The following is a 17,475-nucleotide window of genomic DNA, read 5'->3' as shown; positions in this document are numbered from 1 at the left end:
GATCTTTACTAATTAATTACTACTGTTTTCATCATTGATAATAAAATCTACATCTATGGTCATAAATCCTATGCCTAAAGATGAAGCTCCTGAGCATTGATACTCATCGGGTCTTAATGGTTGTATTCGATGATCTAATGCCGAAACTAAAATGGAACGTGGGCTTGTTGCACATGCCACATTCACATCACTGCCAATTATAAAATTGGAGTTAATCGTCATATCTTGTATTCCTAAAATTATGTCGGGCGATATCTCAAAATTTTCTTCAATAATTAATTCTCCCAATCCCGGTTCTGATCCCCCTAAATGTTTGTGGTACAATTCGAAATCGACCACATAATCAACGTAATTTTTACTCTCTATGAATTGAAGGATAGAAGATTTGTAAATAGCCCCACCAATTTCAATATCTACTCCATCAACAAATGCCCATGGCGATAAGAATTGCTTTAATTCTTCATTTAGCAGATTGCTATAAAACCCTGGATCAAAACCTGAATTAAAGCCTATTTTGGCATCTACAAGTATACTTTCATATATAGGGAGTTCTATATTAACTTTTACAAAAGGAGAAATATATAGTTCTACAAAGCTTTTGATTTCATCTAAAGTTAATTGACTTGTATTAGGTTCAAAAGGGTTGATAGTGTCTTTATTTCGAAGGTTTGATACTACAATTAATGTCACAGAACCTGCTTCGGTAGTCGAATTACTATCGGTATGAGCAAGACATTTAACTTTATAAATATTTGGGAAAGCTTCTAAAATCATACGCTCATAATCCCAAAGTTGAATAGATCTATTCTTATGCCTAAGTCTTTCTGCTACACGTGCTGTATATGAAGGAGTTGGTTCATTAGGAAAACCATCGACAGATTTTAAAGGTTGTTCGACTTTTTTTATTTCCTTTACTCGGTTTAATAAGTTTGAAATACTTTCTGCTGGTAAAGGTTCATTAAGATGAGCATCATAATTCTCATCTTCAATTTTCAATGTAGCATTAACTGCATTAGAATATATATTTTTAAGTTTATTAGCTCCTTCGGCAGCTTCAGATATTGTTGCTTTTATCCAGAATAAATTACCTGATAGAAAACTATCGGTATTGGTAGCATTTCTTGGAATAACTAAAGAAACAATTCCAGATTGTTTAAAGCCAGAAGTACCGTCAGTCAAGATTTCTTGTGGAGATAATGGAATCCAAGTTTCTTGAGAAAGATAATTCCAGGAGATATTTTCTGGGGGAAGGATCACAGATCGTTTTGCTGTTCCTTCTTCTATATCAAATAATAGATTAAGTGTTTGAGGAGGGGAAAAATTATCTAATCCTATAATTAAACTTCCTTCTTCTTCAAATATTGGTACTAGTTCTCTATGAAATTGAGCATCCAATTGTCGAAAACCAAATGGTCCAATCTGAAATAGGTTATCATACTCGCTTTGCGCATTGGTAACAATAGTCTTGTTCGCAGTGTAACCAAGAGTAAGTTCTTTTATTGTTGGTGTATAGGGTTGATTAGGTAGAACAGGTTGGGGAGGATTACCCGGTTCTATAGGGTCGTATGTTGCTAAAGCAATTGCCTGTTCTGTGTATAATTGTGGAAATTCCTTATGTCCAAAAGCTTTAAATGGTTCAACATTCCTTAAATCTAACAACTCAATTTTTATAAACCCTCTTTCTGCTTGAGTAGTATAGGGTTCTAAATCTTCTACAGAGGGAGCGTCTTCATAAGCTATATTTACATTAAATTGAGCTGCTTCTACTTCAATAATTCTGGGAAGATTAGCATCATCCAAATTGAATAAAGGCTCTCTTACCTTAAGCAAATTATCCCATGACTTATTTAATAATAAAGATATATCTGAAATAAAACTATTATTACCAAAATCGTCACTAATACCGTATTGCGAATAATGATTTACAAATTGAGCATCTGGTATATCGTGCCATAATAACTCTATGGTTAATGAAGAAAGTCTCTTCCTAAAAATTTCAGCATTTCCGATGTAAAAACTGCTATTCACCAAAGGTTGAGGACCAAAGGGGAGAAAAGGACTTTCCGGATTTAAAACTCCAATATCACTCTGAAGTATATTGTTTTTTAATCCGCTTACAGCTACATTAATGTCAACAGAATCTACTTTCAGGTCTTTTAAAGCATCGTACCCTGGTGAACCTGGCTTTAAAAATATCTTTAGCAATGGAGATTGTGTAGGATATGATTCTTCATGTATTTCAGAATTGTAAAAAGTGAAAGCAGGTTGATCATTATTTATTTTAATCCCCAACTTTAACTGCCTCTCTAACAAGGAAATATCTGCAACATATGATATTGGTTCTTCCCAACCTTTTTCACCACTGTAGTATATAATAAAACTATTGTTAAGTGAATTAATATTTGAGAAATCCGAATCAGGCGAAAGATTAATATCTAAGGTAATATCACGCTCGCCTTCTTTTAATAGAAAGGTAAAACTGCTTATAGCAAATCCAATACTCGCATCAGTCATTGTGCGCTTTTCAATAGCAAACTTATTCTGAGATTCACCAAATGATGGCCAGAACGAAATGCTTTCATCTAAGGGTTCTCCTATTCCATCTTTTGAGTTTGCAAATGGCGCTACTCGTATAACAGTATTGTTTTTTACCTCATCTAAATAAATGGTTTTAATACTTTGAATTTGTGCCCTAGAAATCACAGATTCTTTATCTGACTCATATATCAAAGAGTTTCCATCTATATCTTTCCCTGCATTAAACGCAGTATTCTTTTTCAACAAAAATTCATCAAAACTGTTACTCTTTGCCAAATCTAAAACCAATTGAACTTGATCAGGAATGGCTTTTTTGGGTTGTATTTTTAGAACTTCTTCATAGTAGTAGTCTAAATGTTTTTGAGTAATTGTATTGATTTCATTTTGAACATAAGTATAAAGCTGTGTTAACACAATCAACAAACCAATATGTGGAGGTATATCTTGATTTTCTAGAGTCGTCAGATCTTTAATATCAGAGATTCCCTCTAAGATCGATTGCCAATCTCCTATAATTTGATTATTTAGATCATAATATGTAAGCTCTATAGAAAAACGATACATAAAATCTAGTAGATCTAACTGTGATCGTTCATCAATCAACACATATCCTTCTTTCAAAAATCTGGATTGGCGTTCTAATTGATTAGTCCCGTCCCGTATGGATTTATTATTACAAATCATATTCTTGAAATATCAATAGCTTCTTCTAGATAAAATGGATAGACAAAATTGAATCTTGAATTTGTACTTCTAATAGTATAATCTATATCTATCAAAATGATTCCTGCATTCAAATTTTCGGTATTAATGTCTATTTCGTTTACATCAATTCTTGCTTCGTAAAACAAAATTGCTTTTCTAACCATATCTCTCACCAGGGTAATCAAAGTTGTGGTAACAGGTTCAAACAACATAATATCCAAATTGCACCCAAAACTTGGCCGTAACAAACGTTCACCTGGTCTTGTAGATAATAGTATCTGCAAACTTTGTTCAATATCTTTTACTCCCAGTACTATATCAACTTCTTTCTTATTTTGATCGAAAGAAGGAGGAAAACTCCATCCTTTTCCTAAATATGATTGTTCATTATTTTGATCCATATACCTTATTATTATGAACAATGAAGAAGACATACTTCTTTTTTTGCCCCTTATTACCATGTATACTCCTTAATTTTTATCGTTACCCGCTCTCCTTCTCGTTGTTTTCTGTCTACGAACTTGTACCTTTTTTTCTTCTTTAAAATCTGATTCCGAGAATTGAGAAACTATAGCTAACATCTCCTTGGTATTTTTCGCTTTTTTTAATCCCTTACTTACTTCTTCTTCACTCTTTATAAATTCTTTTAGCTGTTTTTTTACTCGTGCTTCTTCTGCTTGAGTAGCCATTCCTGTTAGTGCTTGAATTGTTTTAGAATCTGAAAACATTTTTTTTCTTGTTTTTAGGAATAGTTTCTCAGAATATCTTTCCAGGTATTGAAGTATTTCCTTCTTGTTTTCGAAAGTATTTTCAATAAAACCTACCAAATCATCTACTTGTCTAAAAGGAATTTCTTTAAGAGTAAGCACATTATTACGAAAATTAATATCTGCATTTCTATAAACTCTTCTTGATTCTTGTTGTGCATCTTTAAGAGTTTGCTCTATAAGTTCCAGATCACCATCAGTTTCAACAATATATTTTCCCGGCGAAGCAGAGAATTGATATTTTTTTACTGAGGAATGTGATTGACGAATTAGTTTTTGGTTGCTATCATATACTTTGATAAAAGTTATTTTTTTATTGCCCTTTTGCACTAACTTTAGAGCAGTATTGCCCGATGATATTTCAACTATTTTTTTCATGATCTTCTAATAAAACTATTAAGGATTATCTCTTCATTTAATACGAATTGTTAATCAGCTATATTCATAGCCGACAAATATGGTGCTTAAAAAATCCGTATTTACATTCTCCATTTGCACACCAAATGCAGCTACTCTCATATTTTCATACTCAAGAGGAAGGTCAACTCTTATATATTCATCTACAATAGTGGTTTCAGAACTATTAGGAATGGTGATCGTTTCTTCAGAAAGTACCATGTGGTTAAACAAAGTTTCCCCATAAAGTGGAAATGCTTCATAATCTTCATTAAGATTATCAGATACATACATCATGAAAAAAGTTACAATAGCATCTCCTGTTCGTCCAGAACTTACTTCAAAAACTGTTCGAATTGTATTCAACTGATTTGAACCTGCTGGTATCAAAATAACATCAAGCGCATCAATTACACCTCTATCTACATCTATATCAAAATCTTCATCGAGAATAATATTGGTTGTCCAACCTTGTGTTTGGATTGAAGGAAATTCATCTTCTGCCAAATTAAACATGGAATCGATAAGGTCTCTAAACTGTCCTGAAGTCGGTCTGTCACCAACTCCAAAATAACCTCTTAGTTGTGATCTTTCTACAATGGGCATAACTTATTTTTTAAATCTTATTCTATTCTATCTTTTATAATCAACCTATTAAAACAGTAAACTCTCCTAAAATAATACTACCACCATGTGCGGTTGAATCTCCTAATCTTGCTGCAGGCATACCACCTATAAATACCGTGCTTGAACCAAGAATAATCGTATCAGGTGGGCCAGTACATGTTGCCATATCTCCTACCCTTGCTGCCGGCATTCCTCCAATAAGAACTGTTGGTTCTCCTGCTGGTAAAATAGGTCCGCCTACATGAGGAACTGGTCCATTAGATAATGGACAAACATGCATATCATTGATTCTGGCAGCTGGTTGTCCCATATCGCTAATTTATTTGTACTAGTGATCCCTTTAACACTGCTACTGCACTAGTACTTACTTCTGCTCCGGCACTTCCCTCGGCTTTAAAATTTGCGCCTGCTTTTAATTCCAAGTTTATTCCTCCCTCTATCTTTAGGTCCTGACTAGATTTAAGTTCTAGTTTTCCACCACTTTCAATCACGATTCCATCACTATCCATAATAAATTTGTTATTATTCTCATCTTCTAATTTTATAGCTCCTTCATCTTCATCGAGCAGTATTTTTTTTCCTGCCGGGGTCTCAATACTCACACTCTTTTTCTCATCGTCGAATACAAGCTTGATACCTTCTTTTGAAACATATCCTTTTTCGAAATTATCATCTGCTGCTTCGAATGGAGCTGCTTTTGTACTGCTATGAAGCATCCCAAGAACAATAGGGTCACGGGAATCATTATTTAGAAATCCAATGATTACCTCATCTCCAATTTCGGGTAAGAAAAATGTACCGCGATTTTCTCCTGCATCTAGTGTTGCTATTCTCGCCCAAACACCCTCTGCATCATTACTTATAATCGGTAGTTTCACTAAAATTCGATGTTCTCCATCAGGATCATCTTGTAGTTGTGTTACTACGCCTACTTGTAACCCTGTAATGCTTTGATGTAGGTCATAATTTGATGCTGCCGGTGTTTCAATATTCCCAAGTATCCATTTTTCGGGAAGTCCAAACTGTACATCGGTATGCCAGGTTCCTGCTTGTATTTCATGACGAATACCCGATACAAACGCAGGACCATTAAACCGATCCCCTAATCCTTTTAGAGTAATGAGTGTATTTGGTTTTACATTAGGTGATCCCTGAAACTTAACACGTCCTTTTATTTTAGATAATCGAATGTTTAACAATTGAGCATCTGCCCATGTTTGTAATTCATCTTCAGCTAAATGTCCACTATGCCTCAATACAAGTTCCTGGTCATCTCCTGTAGAAGCCAAATCCGTAGATGTGAGGTTACCTCCCTCTTCAATTCCTGGTTCTACTGCATCGACTTCAAGGAGTTCCTGATTGGTATGATCCCAACTACTGGCTTTCACCTTTGCAAACTGCTGACGTGCATCTATCTCGCCATCAAATTCGAGTATTGTAGCACCATATGTAGCTGTTAATACAGGATCCTGATCAAAGTTTGGTTTTTGGATTGATAAGGTTCCATCATCAACAAGGCAAAGCAATCCATTGATTTCTGATCTTGACAAAATAAATTTCCAATCGGTCATTTCATACTGTACCAATTCTTGATGTGTAACTTCTGAAGATGCGATATCGGTACTAAAATCATATTCTCCTAAAATTTCTTCTATAGCATCAGAATCTTTAACCTCATTAAAATATCTATTTTGAGGAGTCAGTGTCGTTTTAAACACCATATCTCTACAATCTAACTTGAGTGTAGATGATCCATTTTGCCTGATTTTTATACCTTGTTTTACAATAATACCTTTAAAAATTACATCTTCGTTAGCCTGATACCCAACTAATACTTCAATTTCATTTCCTGGAATAAATAATTCATCATTACTACCTGGAAAGTCTTCTTGAGCTGGATCTCCATCTTTTATCACCATTTTAGCAAACGATATACGATTCACTTCTTTGACCACCATCACTGTTAATACCTGATAGGTTCTCGGAATATCGTTACCATTTATTCGAATAATCGAAGTAACCACACTAGGTGTTCCGTTAATAGGTATAAGACGATCGTTATTCATGAATTATATTTTTACTAATGGTGGAAAAATTATTTTTTGACCTACTTTAAGGTTACGAAAAGAGATGAGTTTATTCACTCTCGCAACTTCAATGTAGTACTTAGGATCTCCATAGATATCTTTACAAAACAGAGGGAGTGTGTCTCCTTCTTTTACACTTCGAATATGGGTAAGATCGGGAGATTGATCATTCTCTTGAGCTATTCGTTCATTGGGTTCTACCAACTCTTTAAACTTAGCATCAACTTCGGCTCTTACCGGTTTACCATCTGGACGAAATAATTTATAATTGATTTTCATCCCGGTAAGAACACACCTAGATAACAAGTCACCCCAAATAATTTCTAGAAATGGTGGTGCATGTTTCTCTCCTACATAATCAAACACTACTTTTTTAAACTGTGCAATTTGAGAGGCTATTCCTTTTTCTCTTTCTTCATCGGTTGTACCTGGCAAAGCCCCGGTACTATCAAAAATGAATTTAAATCCAAGGCTTAGAGGTTCGGTTTTATCAAATTTTGGTAAATCACCACTAGTACCCGATGCTTGATCATCACTATATTTAATCTTATAGTCAAGAGCATACGTTTCTGGGTTTATCCTTACCATGAATTCCCCTTCCGAGATTTTCTCAGATTCCTCAAATGTTGCTTCTTTATAAGCTGTAATCTTTAATTTCTGAAGATTTCCATCCATTAGGGTTCCATTTTTTCTTTTAATATTTCAATTACCTGTTCAACACATTCTGCAATGATTTCATCTTTATTCATTACCGAATCACCGCTACTTTCGCTAGCAGTATTTGCACCTTGTTTAGAACTACCTTGTTCTTCATCGGCACTCACAGTTACCTTTACATATAATTCTTTTATCTGAAGTGGCATTACTGTTCTATTGTGAAATATTGATATTCTAATTCGAGTGTTTCGATGACTAATCCTCCTTTTTCGGCATTAAAATCTGATACCGACCATTTTTTTGGCCATGCCTGTACAATGTTCCAGGTCATTAAAGGTTCATGCTCTTCATTAAGCAGGTATACCAACACATCTTTTGGATAAATCAACAGTGTCTGAAATGTATCTGTACACCACTCTATCAACTTAGAATTTTTAGTCAATCCTCTTTTTAAAGTAAGGTTGGTGTATTTGGTACGTATAGGTAGTACATGCTCAAAACGATGCTCTCCTCCTTCTTTTACCGATTGTGTTTGCATATCTACAGTAAGGCCATTGACTGCCTGAAATCTGACATCAATATCTTCTTTATCCAGATCCTGGAATTCTACTTTGAAATGAAATCCAACTGGTGGATAAAAAGTATCCATTCCTTATAAGTATTCTATAACGCATCCTTCATGCGCTATTTCAAGCGTCTGAATGGCCACTTCATTCCCGTCTCCTTTAAGATCTGTGGATTGTAGTTTAACAGGCCATGCATTATTTAATTGCCAAGTAACCACCGGTTGATGTTCTTCGTTCAGTAATTTAATAGTAACTGTTCGTCTATCCACCTTATTCATCACAATAGTGTTATACCATGCTTCGAAACTATCTAAACCTATAAACATTCCTCGTTTCAAGGTCACATTACTGTATTTAACCATTCCCGGCATCTTGACTTTGCTATACTCTGGATTATAGCCGTCACGATACTCAATCATTTCTATTTCCTTATCTAGTCCTGAAACTTCTGTAAACCTTAAATCAGGTTCGTCTGTATTTCCTGCCGCACCCCATTCTACCTGGAAGTGAAACTTTGGTATTGGATAATCTCCCATGATGTTTTATTTTTAATTTATTTTTAGTTTAAAAAGAATTGATTTTGTATTTATTAAGACTCTTGCATTTTATGAGAGAATTTCAAGATGATAAACTCTGCCGGACGTACTACTGCCATTCCTATTTCTATAATCATTCTGCCTTCGAGAATATCTAATGCTGTCATGGTTTCGCCCAACCCGATTTTCACAAAAAAGGCTTGATCAGGGTTAGCTCCTGCCAATGCGCCCGCACGCCATTGAAGCGTTAAGAAGTTCGAAATCATTGACTTGATCTTGGTCCATGTATTTGCATCATTTGGCTCAAAAACAAAAGGTTCTGTTGCTTTTTTGATGGATTCTTCAGCAAAAATGAAAAACCTACGTACTGGTACATATCTCCATTCGTTATCATTACCTGCCAGGGTTCGTGATCCCCATACCAAAATTCCTTTTCCGGTAAATGTGCGAATTGCATTAATAGATTTTCCTGATACAGTATTGACATTAAGTTCATCTTGTTCTGGTTGGTCGATCGCATAACTAAGCCCAATAGCACCGTTAACACTTACATTTGCCGGAGCTTTAAAAACTCCACGATCGTTATCTGTTTTTGCATAAACTCCTACCATAGCTCCACTTGGAGGTAACACTGTGGTAGAATTACGAAGTTCTGTAATAAGAGAACGATATACGACATGTGTATTAAAAAGAGCCTCTTCGCCTTCACTTTCATAATTTCTTGAAGCAACGGTTAGTGAAGCAAAAGCAGTATAGATTTGTTCAAACAAATCAAGTAATGTAGATAATGAATTTAACCTTCTTTCGGGATCATTAGCACCCGTAAAAGGAATTATATTAGGTTCAGGCCCTGGAGGATTCGCAGGATTAAAAGTATCTCCCCATTCTGTAGCATTAAAAGTAAATATTGGATCGGCAAAACGATTATATGCTGCTGTAAGTTCTGAATTTGCTCCTTTATCAAAAGCAACTAAATTTGAAACAGAAGTCCCTAAACTGTCTGTTATTAGGTTTATAGTATCTGTTACTAAATCTGAGTTATCTACTGGTGTATTACCTGGCCCTGGAACCCAACTATCAATAGTATCAATTATATTGTAAATATAATCTATTACTGCTCTAAAATTTGCAGTGGCAGTACCTTCATTATTTGTATTACGAAACGTATCCACCAGTGAAAGAAATTCTTCTCTAACTCCATTTGCTCCTAATGAGGATACTTCGCCTGTTATTCGATCATTATCATCGATGGCATTATTAAGATTCGTTAAAATCGTTTGTGCATCTGTACTATCTGTTAGTGTAGCCAAATCTACAAGTATACCTCCACGAAATACACGATCTCTAATATCTCTATAATTTAAGGTGATCCCTAAGTTGCTTATAAGATGGGGAGTATAGGCGGCAGCATATTTAAGATCATTAATCCCGATATTGTCTCTAAATTCCTGAACGCCGGTTTCCCAATCAAAAGCAATATCATCATCCCTGTTTTCTATCAAATCAAGAACCGTAAAACGATCTTGCATTTTGGCACAATGTGCTATTGCATCTCTTTGAACATTATATAAATTAGTTCCTAATCCTATCGCATCTGGAAACAAAATTAAAGTGGGTTCATCATATTTTTCGAGTGTCGTTAACGCATCTGTATAATCCCCCTGTACATTAGGATCTTCGTATGAACCTATGGAAACGATATAACAGTTACCTCCGCCATTGGCATAGAACATACGTATACTATCGTATAAATAATTAGCTCTAGACATATCACTCCCAGTTAACACATTATTTTCATCAATGTTTACCGCAGTTACTTGCATAGAAGGCCCAAATCCAAAAAATTCTTCGTATTCGAGTAAAGAACGAACCTTGGTAGGAACTCCATCAAGATCCCCTGGAACTAATTTTTGCGCCTTTTGGGTATAACCAATAAACGCCGGAATTGCAGTTGCTACCTCAGCAACAGATGGTGGAAATTTTGAAATTTCTTCAACATATACACCTGGTGTTTTGTATTGCATAATACTTTTTTTTTAATTAAACATGCTCGTTTCCTATTCAGGAGGGCCTAAACCACCTCCCATATTGAGTTCTGAATATATTCTTCCATTTTCAGGATAAATCATCTGTATATCAGGGTTAGGGAATAATTGCGAATCTCCATTGCCTAAAATGACCGGTATTTCTCGTCCTATTTGGGTTAACGCTAATGGACTCGTAGAAATTAAAATTCTGTTATTAGGTGAATTTACATTGGGGTCTAGGTTTTCAAGTACACTTGATGTTAGATCGGGAGCTGTTTCGTAGTAGTATCTCCACCAGGTAGCCCGGTTTTTCCATCTAATAGTATATTCAGGGGAAAGCAAACGGTTTTGATTATTCTGATCCAACCATCTATACTCTCCCAAACTACCATCTGGCTCATGAAAACATTCTATAATTGCAAAAGGACGTTGTTGATATATATTATCGTCCATGAAAAAAGTCAATGATAACTCTGGCAAAGAATTTCCAATTGCGTCTTGTACTTCAATATGGTAACATCCTGAATCCAACATTCTCAAATTCAACTCACATTCTATCAATGGCGTTCCTGTATCAGGTGTATTATACCTTATTCTCTTTGCTAAATTTCCATTGTGATCGTTGATAAAAAAGACTAGTATCTCTTCTGCTACATTTTCTACATTAATTTTAAATATAGATGGCCTGGATACTATTCTATCTGTATTAGTTACAAATTGAAATAATGGATTTACATCTTCAAATATTTCTCTCCAATTATCAGCATTGAAGGCCCCAGGTCCATTATTCTCAATCGCTTCTAACATAATCGGATTTGGAAGAGCATCAGCATCAATAAATATCTCACTGGCTTCATAAGCGTAGGAATCATTAAAATCTGAAACGGGGCTGCTTAGATATAGAGTTTCATTATTCACTACATTATTTACTCTATTTGAAAAATAATATATGAATTGATCTTTGTTTTCCAGATCACTTTCTAATCGAACATTTGTAAAGTTATAGAAATAAGGGTTTTGTATATAAACAGCAAACTGTAAACTAAACGGTTCATCCAATGGAATAAAGGGAGTAAACAAATCACTTGCTAATGGACTGACTTGACCTGAAACAAAAAAACCTCGACTATTTCTTTTAAAAATTAAACGGTTATCCTTTAATAGTTTTTTAGTCGTATCGATGGGTTCTATATAGAGGTCACGCTCAATATTATATGTATTCACCTGATTTTCGAGTACATCTTCCATTAGATTCTCTGGTGTATTTTGATATAATCCAGCTTCTTCTGTCAAATAATAATCTATAAGCAGTTGAACTGAAAAAAGAGGACGATATTGAAAGAGGCTACTCATGGATATGGTTTATTTTGGTTTGAACATCTTGAATTAGGCCTCCTCGTGCAGTAATCTTTTCTCTTTTGAGTGGTAATACACGAGCTTTGTACATTACAAAAGGCATTTGTTTTCCACCAAGTGATCCCCATAAGTGATTTACTTGCTCAAAAGTTAGAGGATAGAGGTCAACAGCAATTCGTATATCCTGAAGTGATGGGTTCTGAATAATATCCATAGCAGGAGAATTTTGTGCTGTAAAAATATTTTGACTTTGAAAAAATTCAATTACCGTAGACAATAAAGTAATCCCATTATTATATGGAATTTGACTACTGCTTCCTGCTCCTTGTGGACTAGTAAAATTCGATGTAAACAATAAAAAAAGATTAACAAAAATAGGAGGGTTTTCTACTTCTGGCTGAAAAGATGCGCTACGATATGGAGATGAGTTTTTCATCGTAGTCTCTTCTATAAGATTTACCAAACTCAAAACAATTTTATCCTGCATATAGGATTCACTTCCTCCTAAAGCATTAGATAGTCCTATATTTCCGAGTACTACCGGAGGTTCTTCTATATCTTCATTTACTTGAAGTATATAGGAGGTTAATTGATTAACTAGTAATTGTAAAATTGTTCGAATCATAATATAGCTATGAACTGCATGTATTATTGTAAAACTCTTTCTGGGGTGGGTATAGAATTATTTTACACTTTACTTTACATAGTAATTATCAATAGAATAACATCTATTTTCTATTCTATGAAATGCATTTATAGCATATGTAATACGTTGGTTAAAATAATTCTACCTCTAAATTGAATGATTTCTATCAGTTTTACAACACTGATCTGACTATCGGTTTAGAATTAGGAAGCAACGTTTACTACCGAGGAATAATAGGAAACTTCAAATCTCTTTTAATACTCTGTAAAAACAATTCTTTTCTTCTTCGAGCAAGAGGTATATGATGCCCACTATTCATAATAATAGAACCTTCTTTATAGTATTTTCTAATTTTTGATAGATTGATGAGAAAAGATTTATGTGTAGAGAAAAAACCAAAAGGCTGAAGTAATTTTACAAACTCTCCAATATTATAAGAACTAATCAAATTCGATTCGTTATTTGTAATAAGTTTGGTGCACTTCTGCATACCTTGACAACAAATAATATTCTCAATAGGCAAAAATTCATAACCTTCTAATGTTGGAATCCCAATGATATCTTTTTGAGATCCTATTCTAAAAGTATTCTCTAATAACTCTTTGCTTTTTTTTATCCTATCCTTTTGCTGTATGATCTTTTGTTGTACATCCTTTACAACATTCAATAATTGAATTTCTTGAATGGGTTTACGTAAATAACCAAAAACATTTTGTTGTAAAGTTGCTACATTTAAATATTCTTTTTCGGTAATATAAATGACTTCAAAGTTTGTATTACCTGTTTTTTTCAATGCACTAAATTCGTTTTTCTGTTCAGTGCCTATGCCAAAAAATACCAAATCCAAAGATTTCGTATCAATCCATGTCTTTGCTTGGTCTACACTATTGAGTTTTCCCGTTATAGTAACATATGGACAGTGATAGTTGAGCATGTTCTCTAGAATATTACATGCATTTATATCGGAATCAATGAGGAGAGAGGTGATTTTCTGTGAATCTTTATAGTGAATATGTTTTTTATCCCAAGCCTTTTCATTATAACCAGTCAAAGGGGGAATCATTGTTTCCATATCTGATACAGGAGTAGAAATTCTACTCATCTCATCTTTATAAATGTATTTTGTTGCCATAATTTTTAGTTAAATTATGTTCTCTCATTTATGATAAATATTCTGAAGTAATAGTCTCTGTTTATTAAACTATGAATTGTATCAGAACCTTCTTTTACTAATAACCGATATTATCAAAATTATTTTCCTTGCTAAGAAATTACATTTATATCCTAAATAGCCTGATATATCATATAATTCCTAAGCTTCAAAAAGAAACAGTCTAATTGGGGTAAGTTTTATTATTCAATTCAATTTTTAGATGAAAACAGTATAGAAATTGCTTTCATTAAGCTTATCTAAATATACAAAATTAAATAACTGAAAGACAAGGGTAAAACACCCTAAAGCTTAAGGAAAATACCTTAAAATTATTTTGATTTTTCAATACAATTACCTGAAAATCTATGCTATATAAAAACTTCATTAACAATAATATTAACCATAAGGATTAATATTATTTTGTATTATATAGTTTATAATATTGCTTTGGGATGGTTTTCAATATGAACCGTTACAAGCCATATCAAATCACAGATTTGTTTTTTGTTAAAAAACAAAGCATTCTATTTTATCTAAAGATAAACTCTTATCTCAATATTAATATTGTGAAAACGATTAAGGATATCATTCTCAAACGAGTTAAACTATCCTTCTATTTTCTTTTCTGATAACGATTTTCAGACCTGACCAAACAACACTTACACTACATACCTTTATATCGACAAGTCCCAAAGGGAATGCTATTTCTCTAATGGTGTCTTCTGTAATATTTGTCTCTACTTTTGAAGTTTTTTTAGGCCAGGATACCCAAATCATTCCATTTTGTTGTATTTGCGAAATACCATTTACAAGGTACTCTCTAAGTTTTTCTTTATCCTTAGCAAAAATGTGCATCATATCTGCCAAATCTTCTCCTGATACTTTTGTTGGTTGAAATGGTATTTCGAGCCATTGATAATACGCTTCTGGTTCATTATAAAAAAGAACTTTATAATCTTCTTTGATTCCTAATTTTTGGTATAACGGTTTTCCTGAATATCCTGTTCTGGTTTTCATCCCAAAAAGATAATCATTTCTATCAAAATTGTCACTATTGGTTACGCGAACGATAGGCTCAGAACTATTATCTTGATATTATCGATGCATTAATTTTTAATCTTTTTCCATTTGTTAAGGGACAAAATCAACAGTATACTAACCGCAACCATCCATCCTAAAAGAATAATCTCTGACGTATTTGAAGCTTCATATAAAATCGCTTCAACAACGTGATATGTATTAAATAACCCAAGCAGTATTGCCCATACAAAAGAAGTTATTTTAAACCATTTTTTAGTGAGTTCAAGACTGGCGAGTGATAATATCAAAATAATAATTTCAAATAATATTCTGTAATAGTGTGCCCATCCCGGGGTTTCTCCATTAGCCCCTTCTATAGCTAGTTCTTTACCAAAATAAATACCTGCTAATCCATAAATATGATGCAGTATGAAACCTACTGCAAGAAATAACCATAATAGTGCTATTTTATTCTTCATTTCTTCATGTTTTTGTTCTATTATCTCTTCATTTTGAATTGTTTCGGTTACAATTCTTTTTTTCTTTTTTCTTTTTTTTCTTCGATTCATATAAAGCATAACTCCAGTCACAGGTAATGATGCTCCTATAAGTCCAGCCAGAAATACTAATATTTTGCCCCCTAATCCTAATAAACTTCCTGTGTGTATATCATAATATAAACTGTTCAATTTCTGGCCTGCATTTTTTTCTTCATCGAACTTGGTAGAAATAATCGATCCAGAACTGGGATCTGCATAATAATTATCGCTATTCCCAAAACGATCATCTCCGGGAGAGCTCATCACACGAACAGGTTCGGTGTTTGTATTAGGTAAAAAATAAATAAAGAGATCTTTATCTTCTCTCTGCGGTAGAACATACTCTTTTAATGCATCTAGCGATGTTGTTCTAAAATTAGTGCTATCGATTGCAATAGGTTTTTCTTCTTTTTTCTTCTCAAAAGTAACTGCTGTATACAAAGCATTATCAACCCAGGTAAATGTCCATGCAATACCCGTTATTGCAAGTACTATTAAAATGGAAGCAGCATAAAACCCCAAAACCTTATGTAGATCATAAGTAAGTTTCTTTTTTGGAGCATTAATTTTTATCCCGAATTGTGATTTTCTCCCTTTCTTATTTTTAAAAACTCTGTTATTCTTAGGAAACCAAAGAATCAAACCACTAATTAGCGATATAATAAACACGATAACAGACCAACCTATGATTTGAGTGCCAATCTCTCCTAACAACAAATTCATATGAATATAAAGAATAATGGTAAAGAAGTCTCTTGCCAGAAATACTTCATTTAATATTTCTCCGGTATATGGATTAATGAAAGAATAATAATATGCTTTATTCTCTATAGTGAGCAGCATTGTTGATCGAGATGGTTCCTTAAAATCATAAATTCGCAATACCTGATGCTCGGATTGTTCTTCATAAGCATGTACAAGATCAGATAATGCTAATCTACCTTTTGCACTTTCCTCAACTTGATAGTATGGGTATACCAATAATTTAATTTCTTTTTGAAATGCATAAATAGATCCGGTAAGACAAACAATAAATACGACTAGGCCTGTAGTAAGGCCTAGCCATAAATGGATAAATCGAATCGTTTTTTTAAACGTGTTTTTCACAATATATTAGGTAATTTTAAAAAGATTCATTGACAGTTAAGACTGCACAATGCCATGTAAATTGATATTTCAAACCATTATAACTTCCTGGTATTTTGTCTTCATGAGTTGCTTCGATTACATACCTGGTTTTAAATGGGAGGTTAAAAACTATCATTCCGTTTTTATCGGTATTTATCTTCTTTGACCAATTATCTTTCATAAATACAGTAACTTCTGCTTCTGCTAGAGGTTGCTCTTTAAAGAGCACTTGGATTTTTACCTTTTCTTTTTCTGAAGAAAGATCAATTATTGTAATGCTTTCTGGATTAACAGCAGCCGTTTTATGTTCAATATTATTGCCTATCTCTACCTTAGTAATCGAATGGTATTGAGGTCTAAAGATTCCATAATCATACTTAGTATAATCCAGAACTTTATATTTCTTATTATCAAGGATTATAGAATATGTACCCTCTAATTTTGGTATAAACTTACCTGTATAATAAGATTCGGTTGCAGTGGTCTTCAGTTCTGTTTTATTGCCTTTTTGATCAATAACCCAAACTATAAAATGTTTAGCATCTTGAAAAACTTCGCCATTGGTTTTTTCTACGACATTACTTCCAAATTCTCCAAAATAGATTCGTACTTCATGTTCTTTGTTAATAGTCCCTTTAGTATTTGTTTCTATCCAAAAGAAATGTGCAAAAGATTTTGTGCTGATCAATAACAATAGTAATGCTATTTTAAGTGTTCTTTTCATTTT

General features: G+C 33.6%; 17 protein-coding genes. All 17 read right to left on the bottom strand.

Annotated features, from left to right (window positions below; genetic code table 11):
* Window positions 1-12 precede the first annotated feature (12 nt).
* The 17 genes from FOF46_RS05075 to FOF46_RS04995 all read right to left on the bottom strand — a co-directional run bounded on the left by FOF46_RS05075 (window position 13) and on the right by FOF46_RS04995 (window position 17,472).
* Entirely contained in the window at window positions 13-3,222 is a 3,210-nt protein-coding gene (locus FOF46_RS05075; protein ID WP_143915693.1) for a baseplate J/gp47 family protein, read from the bottom strand.
* Window positions 3,219-3,644 (bottom strand): GPW/gp25 family protein, encoded by a 426-nt coding sequence (locus FOF46_RS05070; protein WP_109433906.1) that lies wholly within the window; start codon window positions 3,642-3,644, stop codon window positions 3,219-3,221. The genes FOF46_RS05075 and FOF46_RS05070 overlap by 4 nt, the downstream gene beginning before the upstream one ends.
* A 69-nt stretch (window positions 3,645-3,713) precedes the next feature.
* On the bottom strand, window positions 3,714-4,388 hold the full coding sequence (locus tag FOF46_RS05065; protein WP_109433907.1) for a hypothetical protein: 675 nt from the start codon (window positions 4,386-4,388) through the stop codon (window positions 3,714-3,716).
* Between the two features lie 54 nt (window positions 4,389-4,442).
* A complete protein-coding gene (locus tag FOF46_RS05060) occupies window positions 4,443-5,012 on the bottom strand; it encodes a hypothetical protein (RefSeq protein ID WP_109433908.1) in 570 nt (189 codons plus the stop codon).
* Between the two features lie 40 nt (window positions 5,013-5,052).
* Window positions 5,053-5,343, bottom strand: a complete 291-nt coding sequence (locus tag FOF46_RS05055) for a PAAR domain-containing protein (RefSeq protein ID WP_143915692.1) — start codon at window positions 5,341-5,343, stop codon at window positions 5,053-5,055.
* Window positions 5,344-5,347: 4 nt separating this feature from the next.
* Window positions 5,348-7,099, bottom strand: coding sequence for a type VI secretion system tip protein VgrG (gene vgrG / locus FOF46_RS05050; protein ID WP_143915691.1), 1,752 nt, complete (start codon window positions 7,097-7,099; stop codon window positions 5,348-5,350).
* Between the two features lie 3 nt (window positions 7,100-7,102).
* A complete protein-coding gene (locus FOF46_RS05045; protein WP_143915690.1) occupies window positions 7,103-7,795 on the bottom strand; it encodes a CIS tube protein in 693 nt (230 codons plus the stop codon).
* Complete coding sequence (locus FOF46_RS05040; protein WP_109433912.1) at window positions 7,795-7,983, bottom strand: DUF5908 family protein; 189 nt, start codon at window positions 7,981-7,983, stop codon at window positions 7,795-7,797. The genes FOF46_RS05045 and FOF46_RS05040 overlap by 1 nt, the downstream gene beginning before the upstream one ends.
* On the bottom strand, window positions 7,983-8,426 hold the full coding sequence (locus FOF46_RS05035; RefSeq protein ID WP_109433913.1) for a phage tail protein: 444 nt from the start codon (window positions 8,424-8,426) through the stop codon (window positions 7,983-7,985). Before FOF46_RS05035 ends, FOF46_RS05040 begins: the two co-directional genes overlap by 1 nt.
* 3 nt (window positions 8,427-8,429) lie before the next feature.
* Window positions 8,430-8,879, bottom strand: a complete 450-nt coding sequence (locus tag FOF46_RS05030) for a phage tail protein (protein WP_109433914.1) — start codon at window positions 8,877-8,879, stop codon at window positions 8,430-8,432.
* Between the two features lie 53 nt (window positions 8,880-8,932).
* Window positions 8,933-10,903, bottom strand: a complete 1,971-nt coding sequence (locus tag FOF46_RS05025; RefSeq protein ID WP_208746751.1) for a phage tail sheath family protein — start codon at window positions 10,901-10,903, stop codon at window positions 8,933-8,935.
* Window positions 10,904-10,936: 33 nt separating this feature from the next.
* The gene (locus FOF46_RS05020; RefSeq protein ID WP_143915688.1) at window positions 10,937-12,259 is read right to left on the bottom strand and encodes a hypothetical protein; all 1,323 of its coding nucleotides are present in this window, start codon (window positions 12,257-12,259) and stop codon (window positions 10,937-10,939) included.
* Window positions 12,252-12,887: a Pvc16 family protein gene (locus FOF46_RS05015; RefSeq protein WP_109433917.1), complete on the bottom strand. Its 636-nt coding sequence runs from the start codon at window positions 12,885-12,887 to the stop codon at window positions 12,252-12,254. The genes FOF46_RS05020 and FOF46_RS05015 overlap by 8 nt, the downstream gene beginning before the upstream one ends.
* A 241-nt stretch (window positions 12,888-13,128) precedes the next feature.
* Window positions 13,129-14,040, bottom strand: a complete 912-nt coding sequence (locus FOF46_RS05010) for a LytR/AlgR family response regulator transcription factor (RefSeq protein ID WP_143915687.1) — start codon at window positions 14,038-14,040, stop codon at window positions 13,129-13,131.
* A 621-nt stretch (window positions 14,041-14,661) separates the two neighbouring features.
* On the bottom strand, window positions 14,662-15,078 hold the full coding sequence (locus FOF46_RS05005; RefSeq protein ID WP_143915686.1) for a DUF3052 family protein: 417 nt from the start codon (window positions 15,076-15,078) through the stop codon (window positions 14,662-14,664).
* A gap of 89 nt (window positions 15,079-15,167) precedes the next feature.
* Window positions 15,168-16,727 (bottom strand): PepSY-associated TM helix domain-containing protein, encoded by a 1,560-nt coding sequence (locus FOF46_RS05000; RefSeq protein ID WP_167571748.1) that lies wholly within the window; start codon window positions 16,725-16,727, stop codon window positions 15,168-15,170.
* 16 nt (window positions 16,728-16,743) lie between these two features.
* A complete protein-coding gene (locus FOF46_RS04995; RefSeq protein WP_143915684.1) occupies window positions 16,744-17,472 on the bottom strand; it encodes a DUF4198 domain-containing protein in 729 nt (242 codons plus the stop codon).
* Window positions 17,473-17,475: the final 3 nt, after the last annotated feature.

It is taken from the genome of Aquimarina algiphila (assembly GCF_007489275.1).
GTDB classification, from domain to species: domain Bacteria; phylum Bacteroidota; class Bacteroidia; order Flavobacteriales; family Flavobacteriaceae; genus Aquimarina; species Aquimarina algiphila.
This window is presented reverse-complemented; position numbering and strand designations above follow the sequence as displayed.

Bases quoted from the DNA above. Each gene is read 5' to 3' on its own strand.
- FOF46_RS05075 (WP_143915693.1), bottom strand. From the start codon at position 3,222: ATGATTTGTAATAATAAATCCATACGGGACGGGACTAATCAATTAGAA.
- FOF46_RS05070 (WP_109433906.1), bottom strand. From the start codon at position 3,644: ATGGATCAAAATAATGAACAATCATATTTAGGAAAAGGATGGAGTTTT.
- FOF46_RS05065 (WP_109433907.1), bottom strand. From the start codon at position 4,388: ATGAAAAAAATAGTTGAAATATCATCGGGCAATACTGCTCTAAAGTTA.
- FOF46_RS05060 (WP_109433908.1), bottom strand. From the start codon at position 5,012: ATGCCCATTGTAGAAAGATCACAACTAAGAGGTTATTTTGGAGTTGGT.
- FOF46_RS05055 (WP_143915692.1), bottom strand. From the start codon at position 5,343: ATGGGACAACCAGCTGCCAGAATCAATGATATGCATGTTTGTCCATTA.
- vgrG (WP_143915691.1), bottom strand. From the start codon at position 7,099: ATGAATAACGATCGTCTTATACCTATTAACGGAACACCTAGTGTGGTT.
- FOF46_RS05045 (WP_143915690.1), bottom strand. From the start codon at position 7,795: ATGGATGGAAATCTTCAGAAATTAAAGATTACAGCTTATAAAGAAGCA.
- FOF46_RS05040 (WP_109433912.1), bottom strand. From the start codon at position 7,983: ATGCCACTTCAGATAAAAGAATTATATGTAAAGGTAACTGTGAGTGCC.
- FOF46_RS05035 (WP_109433913.1), bottom strand. From the start codon at position 8,426: ATGGATACTTTTTATCCACCAGTTGGATTTCATTTCAAAGTAGAATTC.
- FOF46_RS05030 (WP_109433914.1), bottom strand. From the start codon at position 8,879: ATGGGAGATTATCCAATACCAAAGTTTCACTTCCAGGTAGAATGGGGT.
- FOF46_RS05025 (WP_208746751.1), bottom strand. From the start codon at position 10,903: ATGCAATACAAAACACCAGGTGTATATGTTGAAGAAATTTCAAAATTT.
- FOF46_RS05020 (WP_143915688.1), bottom strand. From the start codon at position 12,259: ATGAGTAGCCTCTTTCAATATCGTCCTCTTTTTTCAGTTCAACTGCTT.
- FOF46_RS05015 (WP_109433917.1), bottom strand. From the start codon at position 12,887: ATGATTCGAACAATTTTACAATTACTAGTTAATCAATTAACCTCCTAT.
- FOF46_RS05010 (WP_143915687.1), bottom strand. From the start codon at position 14,040: ATGGCAACAAAATACATTTATAAAGATGAGATGAGTAGAATTTCTACT.
- FOF46_RS05005 (WP_143915686.1), bottom strand. From the start codon at position 15,078: ATGAAAACCAGAACAGGATATTCAGGAAAACCGTTATACCAAAAATTA.
- FOF46_RS04995 (WP_143915684.1), bottom strand. From the start codon at position 17,472: ATGAAAAGAACACTTAAAATAGCATTACTATTGTTATTGATCAGCACA.